The 18,809-nt window shown below is 71.8% G+C and carries 12 protein-coding genes; 6 read left to right on the top strand and 6 right to left on the bottom strand.

The features are described from left to right. Nucleotides 1-29: 29 nt before the first annotated feature. The 4 genes from OHA11_RS01980 to OHA11_RS01965 form a co-directional block, all read right to left on the bottom strand. A complete protein-coding gene (locus tag OHA11_RS01980) occupies nucleotides 30-2,246 on the bottom strand; it encodes an NHLP family bacteriocin export ABC transporter peptidase/permease/ATPase subunit (protein ID WP_266506878.1) in 2,217 nt (738 codons plus the stop codon). Between the two features lie 47 nt (nucleotides 2,247-2,293). Then, nucleotides 2,294-3,100 (bottom strand): HlyD family efflux transporter periplasmic adaptor subunit, encoded by an 807-nt coding sequence (locus tag OHA11_RS01975; RefSeq protein WP_266491351.1) that lies wholly within the window; start codon nucleotides 3,098-3,100, stop codon nucleotides 2,294-2,296. 117 nt (nucleotides 3,101-3,217) lie between these two features. Continuing rightward, entirely contained in the window at nucleotides 3,218-3,433 is a 216-nt protein-coding gene (locus OHA11_RS01970; protein ID WP_266491349.1) for a type A2 lantipeptide, read from the bottom strand. A 531-nt stretch (nucleotides 3,434-3,964) separates the two neighbouring features. Beyond that, the gene (locus tag OHA11_RS01965) at nucleotides 3,965-4,660 is read right to left on the bottom strand and encodes a type 1 glutamine amidotransferase domain-containing protein (RefSeq protein ID WP_266491347.1); all 696 of its coding nucleotides are present in this window, start codon (nucleotides 4,658-4,660) and stop codon (nucleotides 3,965-3,967) included. 424 nt (nucleotides 4,661-5,084) lie between these two features. Here OHA11_RS01965 and OHA11_RS01960 point away from each other — a divergent pair, with 424 nt between their 5' ends. After that, nucleotides 5,085-6,422 carry a S1 family peptidase gene (locus tag OHA11_RS01960; protein ID WP_266491346.1) on the top strand — a complete coding sequence of 446 codons (1,338 nt, stop codon included), beginning with the start codon at nucleotides 5,085-5,087 and terminating at the stop codon, nucleotides 6,420-6,422. Nucleotides 6,423-6,609: 187 nt separating this feature from the next. Here OHA11_RS01960 and OHA11_RS01955 read toward each other — a convergent pair whose 3' ends face one another. Beyond that, the gene (locus tag OHA11_RS01955; RefSeq protein ID WP_266491344.1) at nucleotides 6,610-8,778 is read right to left on the bottom strand and encodes a SpoIIE family protein phosphatase; all 2,169 of its coding nucleotides are present in this window, start codon (nucleotides 8,776-8,778) and stop codon (nucleotides 6,610-6,612) included. A gap of 278 nt (nucleotides 8,779-9,056) precedes the next feature. Between OHA11_RS01955 and OHA11_RS01950 the strand changes: the two genes are divergently transcribed. From OHA11_RS01950 to OHA11_RS01930, 5 genes are all read left to right on the top strand, one after another. After that, complete coding sequence (locus tag OHA11_RS01950) at nucleotides 9,057-9,446, top strand: hypothetical protein (protein WP_266491342.1); 390 nt, start codon at nucleotides 9,057-9,059, stop codon at nucleotides 9,444-9,446. Beyond that, nucleotides 9,439-12,990, top strand: coding sequence for an AAA family ATPase (locus OHA11_RS01945; RefSeq protein WP_266491341.1), 3,552 nt, complete (start codon nucleotides 9,439-9,441; stop codon nucleotides 12,988-12,990). Before OHA11_RS01950 ends, OHA11_RS01945 begins: the two co-directional genes overlap by 8 nt. Nucleotides 12,991-13,102: 112 nt before the next feature. Further along, entirely contained in the window at nucleotides 13,103-15,604 is a 2,502-nt protein-coding gene (locus OHA11_RS01940) for a SpoIIE family protein phosphatase (protein ID WP_266491339.1), read from the top strand. A 253-nt stretch (nucleotides 15,605-15,857) separates the two neighbouring features. Further along, nucleotides 15,858-16,373 (top strand): metallophosphoesterase, encoded by a 516-nt coding sequence (locus OHA11_RS01935; protein ID WP_266491337.1) that lies wholly within the window; start codon nucleotides 15,858-15,860, stop codon nucleotides 16,371-16,373. A gap of 87 nt (nucleotides 16,374-16,460) precedes the next feature. Beyond that, nucleotides 16,461-17,399, top strand: a complete 939-nt coding sequence (locus OHA11_RS01930) for an aminoglycoside phosphotransferase family protein (RefSeq protein WP_266491336.1) — start codon at nucleotides 16,461-16,463, stop codon at nucleotides 17,397-17,399. A gap of 28 nt (nucleotides 17,400-17,427) precedes the next feature. On the opposite strand, the gene OHA11_RS01925 is transcribed toward OHA11_RS01930, so the two are convergent. Next, a complete protein-coding gene (locus OHA11_RS01925) occupies nucleotides 17,428-18,531 on the bottom strand; it encodes an XdhC family protein (RefSeq protein ID WP_266491334.1) in 1,104 nt (367 codons plus the stop codon). Nucleotides 18,532-18,809: the final 278 nt, after the last annotated feature.

The raw sequence follows: 18,809 nt of genomic DNA, 5'->3' as shown, positions 1-18,809 counted from the left end.
GCTGGTTCTGCGGATACGCGGACGTCATCTCATCGCTCCCTGACCAGCTCGGCGTACGCGCCGCCGGCCGCCACCAGGGCGTCGTGACGCCCGCGTTCCACGATCGTGCCGTGCTGGAGCACCACGATCTCGTCGCTGTCGCGCACGGTGCTGAGCCGGTGTGCGATCACCACGCAGGCACAGCCGCGCTTGCGCAGGTTGTCCATGACGAGCTGCTCGGTCTCCGCGTCCAGGGCGCTCGTCACCTCGTCGAGCACGAGGATGCTGGGCCTGCGCACCAATGCCCGTGCGATCTCCAGGCGTTGGCGCTGACCGCCGGAGAAGTTCCGCCCGTCCTGCTCGACCCGGCTCTGGATACCGCCCGGGCGGCGCATCACCACGTCGTACAGGGCCGCGTCCTCCAGCGCGGCGACCACGGCGTCGTCCGGGACCGACGGGTCCCACAGCGCGATGTTGTCGCGGACCGTGCCCTCGAAGAGGAACACGTCCTGGTCGACGAAGGAGACGGAGGCCGCCAGCGCGCCGCGCGGGATGTCGTCCAGACGCTGGTCGTCGATACGGATCACGCCCTCCCAGGGCGCGTAGAGCCCCGAAATGAGCCTGGACACCGTCGACTTGCCGCTGCCCGAGCCGCCGACCAGGGCGACCTGCTGACCCGGGCCGACCGTCAGCGAGAAGCCGGACAGCAGCGGCTTGTCGAGGGGGCTGTAGCCGAACGTGATGTTCTCCAGCTCCACATGGCCGTGCAGCCTGCGGGTGCTGTCGCCCCCGCCGCGGCGCGAGTAGAGCGGGTCGGCCGCGAAGTTCTCCACGTCCTTCAGGCGGGCCACGTCGGCGGCGAAGTCCTGGATGCGGCCCGCGACGCCGTTGAGCCGCGTGATCGGCGCGGTGAAGCGGGTCACCAGCGCCTGGAACGCGACCAGCAGTCCGACGGATATGTGCCCCTCCACGGCCCGCATACCGCCGATCCACAGGATCAGCGCGCTGTTGAGCGTCGCGAGCGTCGGCGCGACCACACCAAGCCAGGCACTCGGCACGCCGAGCCGCTGCTGCTCCTCCAGCGTGGTGGCGTGCTGCCCGGCCCACTTGCGGAAGTAGCCCTCCTCGCCGCCGGTCGCCTTCATCGTCTCGATCAACTGGAGGCCCGTGTACGCCGTGTTGGTCAGCCGCGCGCTGTCGGCGCGCAGCTTGGCCGTACGCGTCGCGCGCAGCCGGATCACCACCCGCATCGCCACGATGTTGAGCAGCGCGACCCCGATGCCCACGGCCGTGAGCTGCGGATCGTAGGTGTAGAGCAGCACGGCGTAGAGGACGACGACCACCGCGTCCACGCCCGCCGCGGCCAGGTCCCGGGCCAGGGTCTCGGCCACCGCGTCGTTGGACTGGAGGCGCTGCACCAGGTCGGCCGGGCTGCGCTGGGAGAAGAAGGTGACCGGCAGCCGCATCAGATGCCGGAGGAACTTCGCGCTGCTGAGCGTGGACGAGATGATGCGGCCGCGCAGCAGGTTCGTCTGCTGCAGCCAGGTCAGCACGACCGTCAGCAGCACCGTCGCGCCCATCGACGCGAACAGCACCCCGAGCAGCGAGGTCTGCCCGCCGATCAGGAACATGTCGATGTACGTACGGCTGAGCGCGGGCACCGCCGCCCCGACCACGACCAGCAGCAGGCTCGCCAGGACGGCGGCGGGCATCGTGCCCGACGTGCCGCGCAGCCGGGCCGGCATGGCGCCCATGACACCGGGCTTGCGGCCGCCCTTCCTGAAGTCCGGACCCGGCTCCAGGACCAGGACGACGCCGGTGAAGCTGGTGTCGAAGTCCTCCATGGGCACGAAACGGCGGCCCTTGCCGGGATCGTTGATGTGCACGCCGCGCCGGCCGAAGCGGCGCCCCATGCCGTCGTAGACGACGTAGTGGTTGAACTCCCAGAACAGGATCGCCGGAGCGCGCACCTCGGCGAGCGCGGCCGTGTCCATCTGCATGCCCTTGGCCGTCAGGCCGTAACTCCGCGCCGCCTTCAGCAGGTTGCTGGCCCGGGAGCCGTCGCGCGAGACACCGCAGGCGATGCGCAGCTCCTCCAACGGGATGTGCCGGCCGTAGTGCCCGAGCACCATCGCGAGCGAGGCGGCGCCGCACTCCACGGCCTCCATCTGGAGGACGGTGGGCGTACGCACGGTCTTGACCCGGCCCTTGGGGACGGTGCGCTTGGGCGGAGTGGCGCGGCGGCGGCCCCGTACGGGGGGCGGCAGTTGTGCTTCCCGGCCTGCCGCGGTGGCCGTGGTCTCCTGGGGCGCGCTCACGGCAGCAGCCAGTCGACCGGACGCTGGTCGTCCAGACGGATCGAGCCGGACGCCGTGGTCATGGAGCTCAACCGGAACGGCGGCCCGTCCGCGGACGACCACTTGTAGCCGGACTTGGTGCCCGACGAACGGTCGAGCCGGACGAGTACGGCCACCGGCCTGCCCTTCTTCGTGAACTGCTCGCCCAGTTGGCTGTCACCGAGGAAGGCGGCGATCTGCTGTTGCGACTGGGCGGCCCGGTCGACCGACTTCACATGGCCGCGCAGGACCCCGTACTGCTGGGTCGGCGCGGACTGGACGGTGAGGTCCACGGCCGCGTCCGAGGGAATCGAGGCGGCGTTCTCGGCGGACACGTACACCGTCGCGTACAGCGGGTCGTCGGCGTCCGCGACCTTCTCCACGGCGGCCACGTTCGTGCCCGTGCTGATGATCGCGCCGATGGTGGCGGCGAGCCCGGTGACCCGGCCGGCGGCGACCGCGCGTACGACCGTTTCGCCCTTCTCCGTACGGACCTTGAGGACGGGTGCGTTCGCGGCGACCCGTTCGCCCTGCTCGGCGAGGACCGCGGTGACCTGGCCGGACACCGGGCTCTGCAGGAGGTAACTGCCCTGCCCGTGCGTGAGGATGGCGGGCGCGGTCACCGTGGACGCCACGGAGCCCGTCACGGCCCAGACCGACGCGGCCGCCATGACGACCACCGTCACGAACAGCACGAGCCAGCCCTGGGGGCGGGCGAAGCGCACCGGGAGGTCGAGCTCCTCCGGCGACTGCAGCTTGGCGAGGGCCTGTTGGCGGAACTGCACGGTCTTCCCTCACCTGCGAGAAAAAGAGATCCGAACTTCCGGACTACGGCATCCGTAAGTCCCGGAACCGGGAAGCGGTTCCGGGACTCAGGGTGCGCTATGCGATCACAGAGGTGATCAGATACCGGCGACCAGGCCGGTGACCGGGGTGGTGTTCAGGCCGGTCGTGCCCTCAACGGTGCCAACGACGGTGTCGACCAGGCCGGAAACCGGGGCGATGCCGTCGACGATGCCCGTGACGGTGCCGAGCGCGTTGACCGAGAGGCCACCGGAGACGTTGTCGAGCTCAGCGTCGGAGATCTCGACGGTCGCGACCTGGGGGGTGGAGTTCATGATGGAACTTCCCTTCCTATTGAAATTCACAAGGGGGGAGCGGCCCCTCTGGGGACAGATGGACGCCGCGACCGCGGGCGTCCGGAACCCTGAAACCGGGAACCTTCCAACAACCCCCGCGGTGCAATGGATCAAAGCACGGTGCCGCGCCACGCATCCAATCAACGACCCATGTGATCAGGGCATTTGAGAGCTGGATCGACCCAACCGTGCAGGCATGCGCACGCCTCGGTGGCGACTTCTTCACATGTCCCCGGGGGGATTCACAATTCGGCTACGAGGACCGCGATCCCGAATCGGGCACACCTCGACAAAGACACGGCACGCGACGATCCACTGTGTGGATTCGCCGCGCGCCGTGACCCGCGTGCGTATTCGGTGTGCAGATTTGCTGAAGCCGGGATTCCGCTCCCTCACTCGAACGGGCTGTTACCGCGCGGTGGCGGAGTGCAAGCCGATGGCCTCTGTTACGGGAGTGGCGTCAGGCGAGTGTTATGGGAGTGGCGTCAGGCGAGTGTTACTGGAGTGGTGTCAGGCGAGCTTCTTCAGGAGCTCGGCCGCGAGCGGTGCGGCGGAGGCCGGGTTCTGACCGGTGACCAGATTGCGGTCGACGACCACGTACGGAGCCCACGGCTCGCCCTCCTGGAAGTCCGCGCCGATCTCCACCAGCCGGTCCTGGAGCAGCCACTTGGCCTTGTCCGCCAGCCCGGCCTGGGTCTCCTCGGTGTTGGTGAAGCCGGTCAGGCGGTAGCCCGCGAAGGCGTTGCCGCCGTCCTCCTTCGTGGCGGCCAGCAGCGCGGCCGGGGCGTGGCAGACGACACCGAGCGGCTTGCCGGACTCCAGGGCGAGGGTGAGGAGCCGGCCCGAGTCGGCGTTGACGGCCAGGTCCTCCATGGGGCCGTGGCCGCCGGGGTAGAAGACGGCCGCGTACGCGTCCAGGTCCACGTCCTCCAGACGGATGGGCCGCCGCAGCTCGGCGAACGAGGCGAGGGCGGCGGCGACCTTGTCGGCGCCCTCCTGGCCGCCGTTGAACTCGGGCGCCAGGCTGCCCTTGTCCACGGTCGGTGCGACGCCGCCCGGGGTGGCCACGACGACCTCGTGCCCCGCCGCCTTGAACGCCTCGTACGGGGCGACGGCCTCCTCGGCCCAGAATCCGGTCGGGTGCTTGGTGCCGTCGGCGAGAGTCCAGAAGTCGGCACCGGTCACTACGAAAAGAATCGTTGACATGGCTCGACGGTAGTCCGACGGGACACAGAGATCCCCTAGGAGATCCACGGGAAGGCATCGGATTTCCCATGGCATCACGGGAATGGACCCGAATGGCTCCCAAGAGTCCGAGTAGCGCCTTTCCGGGCGGCTTCGCCCGCCGAAATTCATTCCGGAGCCCGGTCCAGTGGCGCGAACACTGTGCTCGCGCGGGCCGCGATCACCGCCGCCGTGTCCGCATCGGCGATGGTCAGCGTCATGCGGCCATGGCTCCCGGCCGTCGTCGCCGGAGCACCGGGGATGGCTGATTCACGCTTTCGCAAAGGAAGTTGAGAAAAGACGTTGAACGCCACACGGGCCGCTTGCGTACCTACAGCCATCCAGGCGCCCGCAGTCAGCCGCCAGTCGGCGGCTCGGACCCCCCAGTCCCCAGGAGGTCAAGAAGTTGAGTCACAAGCGGATACCCAAGCGCAAGGCCGTCATTGCCGCAGGAAGCGTGGTGGCGCTCGGCGCGGCGGCACTCATCCTGCCCAACGCGATGGCGTCCCAGACCGATGCGACGGAAGGTGCCGCCCCCAGAACGCTGAAGGCCGCGGACGCGTCGGACCTCGCCTCGCAACTGGCCGAACTGCTCGGTGAGGCCTATGCCGGTGGTTACTACGACTCCGGCAAGCAGCAGCTCATCATCAACGTCGTGGGCGACAACAACAACGTCGTCCTCCAGGCGGAGAAGGCGGGCGCGGTCGTCCGTGAGGTCGAGAACAGCACGGCTGAACTCACGTCGGCCTCGCAGACACTGAAGGCCAAGGCGACCGTCCCCGGAACCGCGTGGGCCGTCGACCCCAGGACGAACAAGATCCAGGTCACCGCCGACAGCACCGTCACGGGCGCAAAGTGGGACCAGGTGGAGTCGACCGTCCAGAGCCTCGGCTCGGGCATGGCGACCATCAAGAAGTCCGCCGGCACGTTCAAGACCTTCGTCGAGGGCGGCGACGCCATCTTCGGCGGCGGTGCACGCTGCTCGCTCGGTTTCAACGTCGTCGCCGACGACGGTTCCCCGGCCTTCCTGACGGCGGGTCACTGCGGTGTCGCCGCGGCCGAGTGGTCGGACTCCGAGGCCGGCGCGCCGATCGGTACGGTCGAGGCCGCCACGTTCCCCGGTGCGGGCGACTTCGCCCTCGTCAAGTACGACGACCCGGCGACCGAGGCACCCAGCACGGTGAACACCGGCCAGCAGTCCGTGGAGATCCTCCAGGCCGCGGAGGCCGCGGTAGGCCAGACCGTCATCCGCATGGGCAGCACCACCGGTCTCAACGACGGTGAGGTCACCGGCCTCAACGCCACCGTGAACTACCCGGAGGGCACGGTCACCGGCCTCATCCAGACCAACGTCTGCGCCGAGCCCGGCGACAGCGGCGGCTCCCTGTTCACCGCGGACGGCAGCGCGATCGGCCTGACCTCGGGCGGCAGCGGCGACTGCACCGTCGGCGGCGAGACCTTCTTCCAGCCGGTGACCACCGCGCTGGCCGCGGTCGGCGCGACGCTCGGAGCGGCCGACGCGGGCGCCGGCGAAGAAGCCGGTGCCGGTGAGGAAGCCGGTGCGGGCGAAGAGGCCGGAGCCGGCGGCGACGCGGTCGGTGGCCAGGACGTCGGCGGCGAGGAGCAGGTCGGCGGCGACGTCGACCAGAACGGCCAGGTCGAGGACCAGAACCAGAACGGCCAGGTCGAGGACCAGAACGGTGACGGGGTGGCCGACAACTCGGGGCTGAACAACAACCAGTGACGGCGTGGACGACGATCGGGCCCTCACGAACAACCAGTGCAGTGACCTGAACGTACGTCAGTAACGGTGCCGCTTGAAGTGGCCCGGTCCTCCGGCGGGGACCGGGCCATTCCGCGTGCGCGTGCGGAGCCGCATGAAGGAAGCAGGGCGGCCCTGCGCCCCTGACCGGCGCCCCGTCACGGTCCCGTCAGTCGGCCCGGGCGCGGAGCAGCAGCAGTGCCACGTCGTCCACCCGCTGCTCGGCCGTCCCGCTGTGCTCCACGAGGTGGTCGGCCACCTCGTCCAGCGGTCGGTCGCCGATCTCGGTGAGCCGCTGTGCGAGCCCGGCCAGCGCGTCCTCGATGTCGACGCCCGGGGACTCGATCAGCCCGTCGGTGTAGAGGGCGAGCAGCGACCCGGGCGGCAGCGCGACGTCGGTCGTCGGATAGGCGGCCGCCACGTCGATGCCGAGCAGGGGACCACCGGCCAGGTCGAGCACCCGTACCTTCCCGTCCGGCTTCCTCAGCAGGGGCGGCGGATGCCCCGCCCGGGCCATCACGACCTGACCGTTCGCCGGATCCAGACGCAGATAGACACAGCTCGCGAAGAGTTCCGTGCCCAGGTCGATCAGCAGCCGGTTGGTGCTGCTCATGACCTCCCCGGGCGGCTGGCCGACGGTCGTGTACGCACGTACGGCGGTACGGATCTGCCCCATCAGACCGGCCGCGGTGACGTTGTGGCCCTGCACGTCCCCGATCACCGCCGCGGCTTGGCCGCCTGCCGCGCCCTCGCCGCCCGTCGGCACCAGGTCGTAGAAGTCGCCACCGATCTCCATGCCCTGTGTCGCGGGCAGATAGCGGGCGGCCGCCTCGATGCCGGGCAGCGACGGCAGTGAGTGCGGCAGCAGCGCGGCCTGCAGTCCGTGCGCCAGCTGGTGCTTGGCGTCGTAGAGGCGGGCCCGTTCCAGCGCCTGCGCGATCAGTCCGCTGAGGCTGGTCAGCACGGCACGCTCGTCGGCCGGGAAGGAATGCGGTTCGGCGTACGCGAGGACACAGGTGCCCACCGGCCGCCCGGACGCGATGAGCGGCAGATACGCCCAGGCCGCCATGCCACCGGGCGCGGGGTCCGCGGCCGGATAGAGGCGCTCCCGCTGCTGCCGGGAGTCGAAGAACGCGGGCACACCGCTGAGCAGGGCGTGCGCCCCGGGAGTCTGCTCGGTCAGCGGCATCCCGTTGAAGCGCTCCACGACCTGCGGATCCGGATAGCCGCGGTGCCCGAGGACGTGCAGCCGGCCCGCCTGGGAGCCGAGGAGCACCAGCGCCTGGCTGCCGACGGCGGGCGCGATCTCGTCCGCGACCAGCTGCACCACGTCCTGCACACCCACCGCCTCGGTGAGTGCCCCGGCCAGGCTCAGCACCTGCGAGATGGTGACGAGGCGGGTGCCGGTGTCGCCGTGCCGGAACCTCGTACGGCCCTCCCGCGCCGCGGCCCGCGCCCGGGTGATGCGCACGCTCAGCCCGTTCGTACTGGGATACAGCCGGAACGACAGCCACTCCGAGGGCGGCCGGAGCGCCACGAACGACGTCTCCTGCTGGCTGAGCAGCGCGGCCCGGTACCGGTCCTCGTAGACCGGATCGTTGAGCCACGGCACGGACGCCCACAGCTGGGTGCCCAGCAGCCCGCTGACCGGCAGGCCGAGCAGCTCGCCCGCCGCCGTGTTGGAGAAGGTGACCCGGCCGTGCAGATCGAGCGCGCACAGCCCGTACGGCAGCCGTGCCACCATCCGCGCGGCCTCCACCGTGCCCAGGGTTCCGGCCACGGTCGTCACCGACGCCGGGGCCAGCAGATCAGGCTCGGGATGGATCGGCCTGCCCTCCTCGACGGCCCGCTCCAGGCGCAGCGCGAGCCGGTCGCAGGCGGCGGTGAGATGGTCCCGCTCCCGGTCGGACAACTCCGCCGGGTGCGTGCCGGGCCAGGTCACGAAGACCGCCCCGTACGTGGCCCGGTTCGTCGCCACCGGCAGCGCGGCCAGCGCGAACGGGTACGGCAGGACCACGGCGATCCGCGGATAGCGGCGGGCCATGTCCTCCTCGCCGCCCACCCAGACCAGCCGCCGTCCGCGTGCCGCCTCCGCCACCGGGATCGGCGCGCTCAGGCCCACCCGCTCCCAGGGCGCCGCGAACGCCCTGGGCAGCCCGGCCATCACCGCCATCTCAAGGACCGGCTCGCCGGGAGTGAGCAGATACACCGCGCCCGAGTGCGCGTGCACGTCGTCCATGAGCGCGGCGAGCGTCAGCGACAGCAGGGGGCGGCCGACCGGCGGCGGGGCGGCGTCCTGTTCCTGCCCGGACGCCTGCCATTCGGACACGCCGACCACCTCCTCCCTCGGACACGCGAAGGAGCCCAGGTGACAAGGCTCCCCCGGGAGGACGATTTCCGCACGGCGAGCGGGCTGAGGTGGCCGTGAGGAACGCACGGTCGAGTCAGGTTCGGTCGCTTTCGGACGGTCCCGGTCACGGCGATCCCTCAGACCGCCGCATTTGCCTCACAGGTAGTCAATTGGAGATTGACCGGCGCCTATGGCGTGAACCGCTGGCACCATCAAAGGACTCTGCCAATGGCGGTGCGCCGATCACGGCGCGAATGGGGGACCCCATGGATGTGAGCGTGCGTCTCGACGGCCTCAACCAGTCCGGCCAGCTACGTTCGCTGGCCCTGTGGCTCACCGCGGAACGGGAGCTGAGGGGAAGGGTGCGAACGGTCGAACCGCCTCCGGAGGAAGGGACGCTGGGCCCCGTAGTGGAGGAGGTCCTCATAGCCGTTGCCCAAGGAGGCATAGCGGCCCTCGTCGCCGCTCTCGTCGGATGGATACGCCAGCGCGGAATCGACCTCACGTGCTCGCTCACCACCACGACCGGCATCACCGTCGAGGTGTCCACCAGCAGGTACCGGACGGCGGACACGGAGGAACTGCAGGCCTTGGTCGCCGAGTTGGCGGAGAGCCTCAGCCGCACTCCCGAGCTGCGGGGGCAGTGCGATGAGTGACCTCTCCGAGCGCCCCGGACGGCTGCTGCTGCCCGCGCTGGCCTCTCCCGGGAGCCGCGCACTGCTCATCGGCACGGGTTCCCATCCCGACGGCTCCGGGCTTCCCTCGGTACCGGCGGTCGCGAGCACGCTCACGGATCTCGGACAGCTGCTCGTGGAGCGGTGCGGTCTGGCCGAGCGGAACCTCGTCGTCGTCCGCGACCCGGCCGACTCCCGGGAACTGGGACTCAGCCTCGCGGACCAGGCCGAACAGGCCGAGGACGTTCTCTTCGTCTACTACGTGGGCCACGGCCTCGTCAGTCCCGGCGGAGACCTCCACCTGGCCACGCGGTTCACCGACCGGCGCGCCAACCGCCTCTCCCACACGGCCTTCGCCTACGCCGGCGTGCGGGACTGCCTGCTGTCCAGCCCCGCCCGGTCGATCGTGGTGGTGCTCGACTGCTGCTACTCGGGCCGGGCGATCGGCACACTGGGCTCCGCGGCCGAGGAGGGCACGCAGAGCGATGCCGCCCAGCTGGCGCGGGTGCACGGCGCCTACGTACTGACCTCGACGGGCGGCGAGGACCGCGCGCTGGCACCACCCGGACAACCGCACACGGCCTTCAGCGGCGAACTCATCCGGCTGCTCCGCGAAGGAGAGCCGGACGCCCCCGCCTACCTGACCCTGCGGCACCTCTACCGGGGCCTGGACCGCCGGCTGCGCGAACGGGGCTTCCCGCGCCCCAGCCAGCAGGTGAGCGACTGGGCGGAAGACCTCGTCCTCGCGCCCAACCCCGCCTACGTTCCCCCGCAGCGGGTCAACGGCCACAGGCCCGCGGACGACGACTCGCGGCAGCCGCACGCGCTGTCCGGCGTCTGCCCCTACCCGGGACTGGCGTCCTTCGGCGCGGGCAACAGCCAGTGGTACCGCGGGCGTGAGGCGCTGACCTCGGCACTGGCCGAGCGCCTGGGCGAACGGATGGAGCGGACCGGGCCGCTGTTCGTGCTCGGTCCGTCCGGGTCGGGCAAGTCGTCGCTGCTGCGCGCGGGCCTGCTGCCCGCCCTGGTGTCGGGCGCGGTACCCGTTCCGGGCGCCCGCACCTGGCCGCACGTACTGCTGACACCCACGGCCACCCCCGTACGGTCCCTGGCCACGGCGCTGTCCACGGTGACCGGAGACTCTCGCGAGGGCCTGGCCGGCCGGCTGACCGAGGATCCGTCGGCCCTCGCGGCCGTCCTGCGGGACACCATGCGGGCCAGGGGCGGCGGAGCGGTCACCGGCGCCCGCATGGTGCTCCTCGTGGACCAGTTCGAGGAACTGTTCACCCAGTGCGAGTCCGAGAGCGAACGGGAGGCCTTCGTCCGGGCGCTGTGCACCGCCGCGGCCTCCCCGGCGCCCGGACAGGAGCCCCCGTCCCTGGTGGTCCTGTGCGTACGGTCCGACTTCTACGACCAGTGCGCCCGTATCGCGGAGCTGCGTGAGGCGCTGGAGGGCGGCCAGGTCGTCGTCGGACCGATGAGCGTGCCCGAGCTGCGGGCGGCGATCCAACAGCCCGCCGGCGCGGTCGGCCTGGCACTGGAACCCGGTTTCGCGGAACCGGACGCCTCCATGCTGCTGGCCGCCGAGGCGTTCCGTCAGGGGCTTACGACCGAGGCACGCGGCGCGCTGCTCAGCGCCCAGGGCCAACGACTGGCCGGAGTGCTTCCGGGCCACCGGGGGAGCGTCACGTCCGCGGCGTTCTCGCCGGACGGAAAGCTCCTCGCGACCGCCGCCGCGGACCGGACCGTACGGCTGTGGGACGTGTCCACGCGTCGCCGGGTCGCCGTCCTGACCGGACACCGGGCCGCCGTCGCGTCCGTGGCCTCCTCGCCGGACGGACGCCACGTGGCGACGGGCGGCGCGGACGGGACGGTGCGCCTGTGGAACGCCGCCGCACATCGGGTTGTCGCCGCCTTGACCGGCAACGAGGGACCCGTCACGGCGGTGGCGTTCTCGCCGGACGGGAAGCGGCTGGCCGTCGGGAGCCGGGACGCCACCATCGCGCTCTGGGCACCGGACACCAACTCGCGCCTCGCACGGCTGGCAGGCCACGGGAAAGGCGTCGACAACGGCGGCGTACTGGCCCTCGCCTTCAGCCCGGACAGCCGGACCCTGGTCAGCGGCGGAGACGACAAGACCGTACGCCTGTGGGACACGCGCAAGCGCGAGGCCCTCGCCGTACTCGAAGGACACGGGAACAGCGTGACCACCGTCGCCTTCGCACCCTCCGGAGCGTCGGTCGCCTCCGGTGGCACGGACGGTGCGGTGAAACTCTGGGACGTCGCCCGGCGACGGCTGCTCAGCGACGTGGACTCCAACCCCGCCCAGGTCCGCTCGGTCGTCTTCAGCCCGGACAGCCGACTGATCGCCGTGGGAAACGACACCGGGGACACCGAGATCTGGACCGTCGAGGACGGGCAGTACGTCACCGAGTTCACCGGCCACGCCGACGCCGTGCTCACCGTCGCGTTCAGCCGGGACGGTACGAGGATCGCCACCGGCGGCGTCGACCGCACGGTACGCCTCTGGTCCACCGACACCTCCGTCCTGACACTGCGCCCCGACACCGAGAAGTACCGCGTCGCGGTCAGCCACCACGGCCGGTGGATCGCGGCCTACAACGACCACGACGACTCCGTCGACCTGTGGGACCTGAAGACCCAGCGGCACATCGCGTCGCTGCCCGATGCCGGGGAGCTGACCTGGGGCCTCGCCTTCAGCCCCGACGACGGGCTGCTGGCCTCCGCCGGACCCGCCGGGAAGGTGCGGGTGTGGGACACCGCGTCGCGCCGTTCCGTCGCGGTGCTCGACACGACCAGCCCGAAACGCAAGGCGCAGGCCGTCCACTTCAGCCCCGACGGGCGCGGCCTGGCCGCCGCCGACGGCATGGGCAACGTGACGGTGTGGGACACCGACGAGTTCCGCACCCGCATGACCCTGAAGGGCCACGAGGGCGCGGCGTTCGGGGTGAAGTTCAGCCCGGACGGCCGGACGATCGCCTCGGTGGGCGAGGACAGCACCCTGCGCCTGTGGGACGCGCGGTCCGGGCGCGCCCTGGCCGTCCTCGACAATCACGCCGGCATGACGTTCGACGTCGCCTACACCCCGGACGGCCGCACCCTGATCACGGGCAACAACGACGGGACGGTCCAGGTGTGGGACGTCGGTACGCGGCGCAAGCGCGCGAAGCTCGACATCACGGCGGGAACGGTCTACGGAATCGCCGTGGACGCCAAGGGCACCTCCCTGGCCGTCGCGAACTCGGACGGGACGATCCAGCTCTGGGACATCCCCTCCGAACGGCGTACGGCCACGCTCACCGGCCACACGCTGGGCGCCATCACCGCCGCCTTCTCACCCAGCGGGAGCACCCTCGTGTCGAGCGGAAACGACACGATCCGCCTCTGGGACCTGGACGTCGACCGGGCGACACGGCACATCTGCGACGTGGTGGGCACCGCCGTCGACCGGGACCGCTGGCGCAAACTGATGCCGGACGTACCGTTCCACGCACCGTGCTCCTAGAGAGCGCAGGGTCGGCCGGGAGCCCCGCCGCGGGGCTCCCGGCCGACCCGTGACCTGCATCCGAACGGTCACAGGGGCTGCGCCGCCGTCCCGGAAGCGCTGTAATACGGACGTGGTCGGTGAGGGCGCTGCGGAACCCAGAAAGAGAACGCTGCGTGCCGAACTTGCCCTCAAGACGCTCCACGCGGACATCGGATCCCCCGAACGACTACGGAGCGTGCTCGAACAGGCACTCGTGTTCGGCCATGCGACGCTCGCCACCGTGTACGCACCGGGTGACAGCGGCGACCAGCTCTGCCTGATCGAGTCGGCGGGCGTACCCCGGTCCCTCTACGGGATACGGGACAGCTACCCGCTCTCCGGCGGCTCGCCCGCTGCGGACGCGTACCGGCTCGGCCGGCCCCTGTGGCTCAGCCCCGAGGAGCTCGCCGTGCGCCCCGGCGCCCGCCGGATGCCCGCGGGCGACTTCTGGCTGGCCGTCCTGCCGCTGCCGCCGGACCCGCGCGGCGGCGGCTGCCTGGTCGCCGTGAGCGAGAGCCCGGGCGGCTTCGACACGGAGGGGCGCGCCTGCCTCGAACTGTTCGCCCAGGCCGTCTCCTTCCCGCCCTCCGCCGACACCGGGCACACGGACGACCTGCCCAGCAGCTCGTTCAGCCTGGCCATGGACACCGGGCGCGTCGAGGTCGACGACGAGATGCTGGAGCTGTTCGGGCTCGCCCCCGACGAGTTCGACGGCAAGGTCGAGACCCTGCTGGGGATGACCGTGCCGGAGGACCTGCCCTCGCTGATGTCCGTGGTGGAGGCCGACCAGTCGTCCATCGGCGAGCGCGAGCTGGAGTTCCGCATCCTCCAGCCCTCCGGCGAACAGAAGTGGCTCAGGCTCCGCGCCCGGCTGCTGCCCGCCGCCGACGGACGCCCCTCTCACCTGGTGGGCACCGTCGCCGACGCCTCGAAGCTCCGCTCCGGCGGCAACGAGGTGGCCCGCGTCCAGCGCCTGGCCGCCGCCCTCGCCACCGCGGGCACCGTCCGCGACGTCAGCCAGGCCGTCGTCACCGCCCTGCGCCGGCCCCTGATGGCCGACCGGATGGCCCTGGCCGAGCTGGAGGGCGACCGCCTCGTCGTCACCGTCCTGGACCCGCCGGAGCCGGAGGCCTGGCCCGAGGTGTGGCGCAGCGAGTGGCGCTCGGAATGGCCCGACGCGCCCGTACGCACCATGCCGACCCTGGCGGCCGCCCTGCGCGAGGGCCGCGCGGCGATCTGGCCCGCCGGCACCCCGCTGGAGGCCGCGCTCGCCGAGGTCGGCCCCGGCGGCCTCGCCATCCTGCCGCTCCCGGCCGGCGGTGGCCGCATGGCCGGCGCCTGCCTCATCGGCTGGGACACCCCGCACGACTTCGGCCCCGACGAACGCGCCCTGCTCACCGCCTCCGCCGGCCTCGCCGGACAGGCCCTGATGCGCGCCCACTCCTTCGACGCCGAACACGAACTCGTCGGCATGCTCCAGCGCACCCTCCTCCCGCGCAGGCTGCCGCCGCTGGCGGGCGCGGAGGCCGTGGCCCGCTATCTGCCCACCACGGCGGGCCTGGAGGTCGGCGGCGACTGGTACGACGTGATCCCGCTGCCCGACAACCACGTCGCCCTCGTCATCGGCGACGTCCAGGGGCACAACGCCCAGGCCGCCACCCTCATGGGCCAGATGCGCACCGCGCTCCGCGCCTACGCCGTCGAGGGCCACCCTCCGGACGTGGTCGTCTCGCACGCCAACCGGCTGCTCATGGACATGGAGACCGACCTCTTCGCCACCTGCTGCTACGTCGACGTCGACATGGCGGAGGGCACGGCCTGGTGCGTACGCGCCGGTCACCTGCCGCCCGTCCTGCGCCACCCGGACGGCACCACCGAGATCGTCGTCACCGAGGGCGGACCGCCGCTCGGCGTGATCACGCAGGCCGACTTCCCGATGAGTCCGCTGCCGCTGCGGCCGGGCACCGTCGTGGCCCTCACCACCGACGGCCTGGTCGAGTCCGCCGAGCTCGACCTGGAGGACGGCCTCGACCGGCTGTCCGACGCGCTGGCCGCCGCCGACCCCGCCCACCTCGGACTCGTCGCCGACGCCCTCCTCGCGGACGCCAACCGCGGCGACGACGTGGCCCTGCTTCTCATGCGCTACGACGGCCTGGACCTGCGGCCGCTGCGCGAGAGCTGGACGGTGTGGCGCGTACCCGAGGCCGTCCGCCAGGCCCGCCGCTTCACCCGGCGCACCCTGCGCGAGTGGGGCCTTACGCGGGAGTACGACGCCATCCTCCTGATCGTCTCCGAACTGGTCACCAACGCCCTCGTGCACACCGACGGCCAGGTCCGCTTCGACCTCACCCTCATCAACGACCGCCTGCGCGTCGCGGTCGCCGACGCCTCACCGCGTTCGCCCATCAAGCCCACCAGCATCGGCTGGGAGGCCACGGGCGGCCGCGGCATCCTCCTCGTCGAGGCCCTCTCCGCGACCTGGGGAACGGTCCCGGTCAGCGGCGGCAAACAGGTATGGGCCGAGATCGCCCTGACCGAACCGCGCCCGACCGAGCAGCCCACGACCGGACCACCCGCCCTAGGGCCCTTCTGATGGATCTCCGCGGCGTCGCGGCGTCTGGCACGCACTCCCCCAGAGGGGGGACCCCCAGCCGCGTTGCCGAAACGCCCACGTGGCTCCTCCCCCACTCTCGGCTTCTCCCCCACTCTCGGCTTCGCTCGAGCGGGGGGACCCCCATGAGCGGGGGGACCCCCATCGAGGGCGCTCCGGCGCCTTGCGATCGCACGCACCAGACGCCGCTCCTTCTTCCACGGAGATCCATCAGAAGGGCCCTAGGCTGACCGGCGTGCGCCTCCTCCTGATGTCCGACACTCACCTCCCCAAGCGCGCCAGGGAACTCCCCGCGCCGCTGCTCGCCGAACTCCCGCGCGCCGACGTCGTGATCCACGCCGGTGACTGGGTGGACACCGCCACCCTCGACCTCCTGGAGAGCCGCTCGAACCGGCTCATCGGCGTGTACGGCAACAACGACGGCCCCGAGCTGAGGGCCCGCCTTCCCGAGGTCGCCCGGGCCGACCTGGACGGCCTGCGCGTGGGAGTCGTCCACGAGACCGGCGATGCCCAGGGCCGCGAACCGCGGTGCGCCGCCCGCTTTCCCGACCTCGACGTCCTGGTCTTCGGCCACAGCCACATCCCCTGGGACACCACGGCCCCGACGGGCCTGCGCCTCCTGAACCCCGGCTCACCCACCGACCGCCGCCGCCAGCCGCACTGCACGTACATGACCGCGACGGTCACGGACGGCGAGCTCACCGAGGTACGACTCCACCGGCTGCCGCTCCGCACACCGGCGGACGGCTGACGGTCCGGCGGAAAACCAGTGGACGATGGGAGTTCCGGCGGATGGGATGGGGCGGCCGCTTCCCGGTCCGCACCCAGGAGTTGACCCTTGTCATCCGGTGACCCGCACGCTCACGACGACGTGACCATCGACGCCGATCTCGTCCGCCGCCTGCTCGCCGTCCAGTTTCCCCAGTGGGCCGAACTCCCGATCTCGCCGGTTCCCCGGCCCGGGATGGACAACGCGACGTTCCGGCTGGGCAACGCCCTGTCCGTACGGCTGCCCCGCTACCCGCGCTGGGTCGGGCAGGTGGAGCGGGAACACCGCTGGCTGCCGCTGCTCGCTCCGCAGCTGCCGCTGACGGTGTCCGAACCGCTCGCGATGGGTGAGCCGGGGGAGGGCTATCCCTTCCCCTGGTCGGTCTACCGGTGGCTGGAGGGCGAGACGGCGACCACCGAGGGGCTCGCCGATCCGGTGCGGGCGGCCGGACAACTGGCCGAGTTCATCACGGCGTTGCGGAAGATCGACGCCACCGACGGTCCCGGCCCGCAGTGGAGCAACGCGTTCCGCGGGGTACCCGTGGGCGACGAACGCGACTCGCTGGCCGCCGACGCCCTGGTCCGGCCGAAGATCGCCAAGCTGAAGGGCACGGTGGACACCGACGCGGTGACGGCCGTGTGGGAGGCGGCGCTGGCGGCACCGGCCTGGGACGGGGCGCCGGTCTGGTTCCACGGCGACCTCGCGACCGGCAACCTGCTGTCCGTCGACGGCCACCTCAGCGCGATCATCGACTTCGGCACGCTGGGCGTCGGCGACCCCGCCGTCGACGTGCTGCCCGCGTGGATGTTCCTGCCCGACGCGGCCCGCGGCACGTTCCGGGAGGCGCTCGGCGTCGACGACGCGACCTGGGCGCGCGGGCGCGGCTGGGCGCTCGCCGGATCACTGCCCGTGCTCGACGACCCCTTCTTCCAGAAGGACCCGGCCCGAGTCACCACGGCCCTGCGCCACCTCGAAGCGATCATCGCCGACTTCCGCGCTGAGACCTGACCGGCGCGGGTCACCTGGCCATGCCTCGTCATCGCCGCCGCGGGTGGATCTCCCCGGCCGTCGCCGTCAGCGGGGCGCCGCTGCCGCCCCAGCGCAGCGCGACGATCTCGGCGGCGACGGACACGGCCACCTCCTCGGGCGTACGCGCTCCGAGGTCGAGGCCGACGGGCGAGCGCAGCCGGGTCAGTTCGGCCTCGCCGAGTCCGCCGTCCCGCAGCCGTTTCATCCGGTCGTCGTGCGTACGCCGGCTGCCCATCGCCCCGATGTACGCGGCCGGGCGGCGCAGCGCCTCCTCCAGGAGCGGCACGTCGAACTTGGGGTCGTGGGTGAGGACGCAGATCACCGTCCGTTCGTCGGTCTCCGTGCTCTGGAGATACCTGTGGGGCCACTCCACGACGACCTCCACGCCCTCCGGGAAGCGTTTCGGAGTGGCGAAGACGGGACGGGCGTCGCACACGGTGACCCGGTAGCCGAGGAAGGCGCCGATGCGGGCCACCGCCGCCGCGTAGTCGATCGCCCCGAAGACCAGCATGCGCGGCGGGGGAGCGAAGGAGTGCAGGAAGACCGTCACGGCGTCCTCGCGCCGCTCGCCGCGCGGGCCGTAGTGCCGCTGCCCGGTGACGCCCAGGGCCAGTTCGCCCCGCGCGTCGGCGGTCACCGCCACGTCCAGGCCCGTCGTGCCGAGCGTGCCGGACACCTCGTCCGCCCAGACGGCGAGGGTCGCGCCGCGCGGCGCCGGGCCGGCGATCACCGTCGCGACGGTCACCGGGCGGCCCGCGGCCACCGACTCCGCGACCGCCCCGAAGGACGGGTCGAGGGCGGCCGTGACGGGCCGGACGAGGAGGGTGATCTCGCCGCCGCAGGTGAGGCCGACGGCGAACGCGTCCTCGTCGCTGTACCCGAAGGTCTCCAGTCGGGCCTCGCCGGACTCCACCACTTCCTGGGCGAGCTCGAACACCGCGCCCTCGACACAGCCGCCGGACACACTGCCCACGACCTCGTCACCGGGCCCGACGGCCATGGAGGCGCCCGGATCCCGTGGCGCGCTCCGGCTGACGGTGACGACCGTGGCGAGCCCGAAGGGCGAGCCCTCCGCGTACCACCGGCCGAGCGCCGGGAGGATCTCACGCATCGCCCGCTCCTCTCACCACCGCCGGACGTTCCAGCGCGGCCAGGCCCGGAGCACCAGGTGCGCCGGCCGGTGCAAGCGTCGCATCCGGGCCGCGAGCGGCTCCGGATCGCCACGCTCCCAGCCGTCGGACACGTGATGGACGTCACTCTAGGACTGTGTCCGGGGGAGCGGCGAGTGTCGCGGCAGGCATTTGTTGAACGTTAATGCGTTGCTCGCGGGTGCCGCCGCCTGCTGCACTGAGCGCGATCAGCCACGGAGCTCGGCCCACCGGAATCAAG

This window comes from Streptomyces sp. NBC_00878, from assembly GCF_026341515.1.
Classification (GTDB): domain Bacteria; phylum Actinomycetota; class Actinomycetes; order Streptomycetales; family Streptomycetaceae; genus Streptomyces.
The sequence above is the reverse complement of the archived record's forward strand: the minus strand, read 5'-3'. Positions and strand labels throughout refer to the sequence as shown.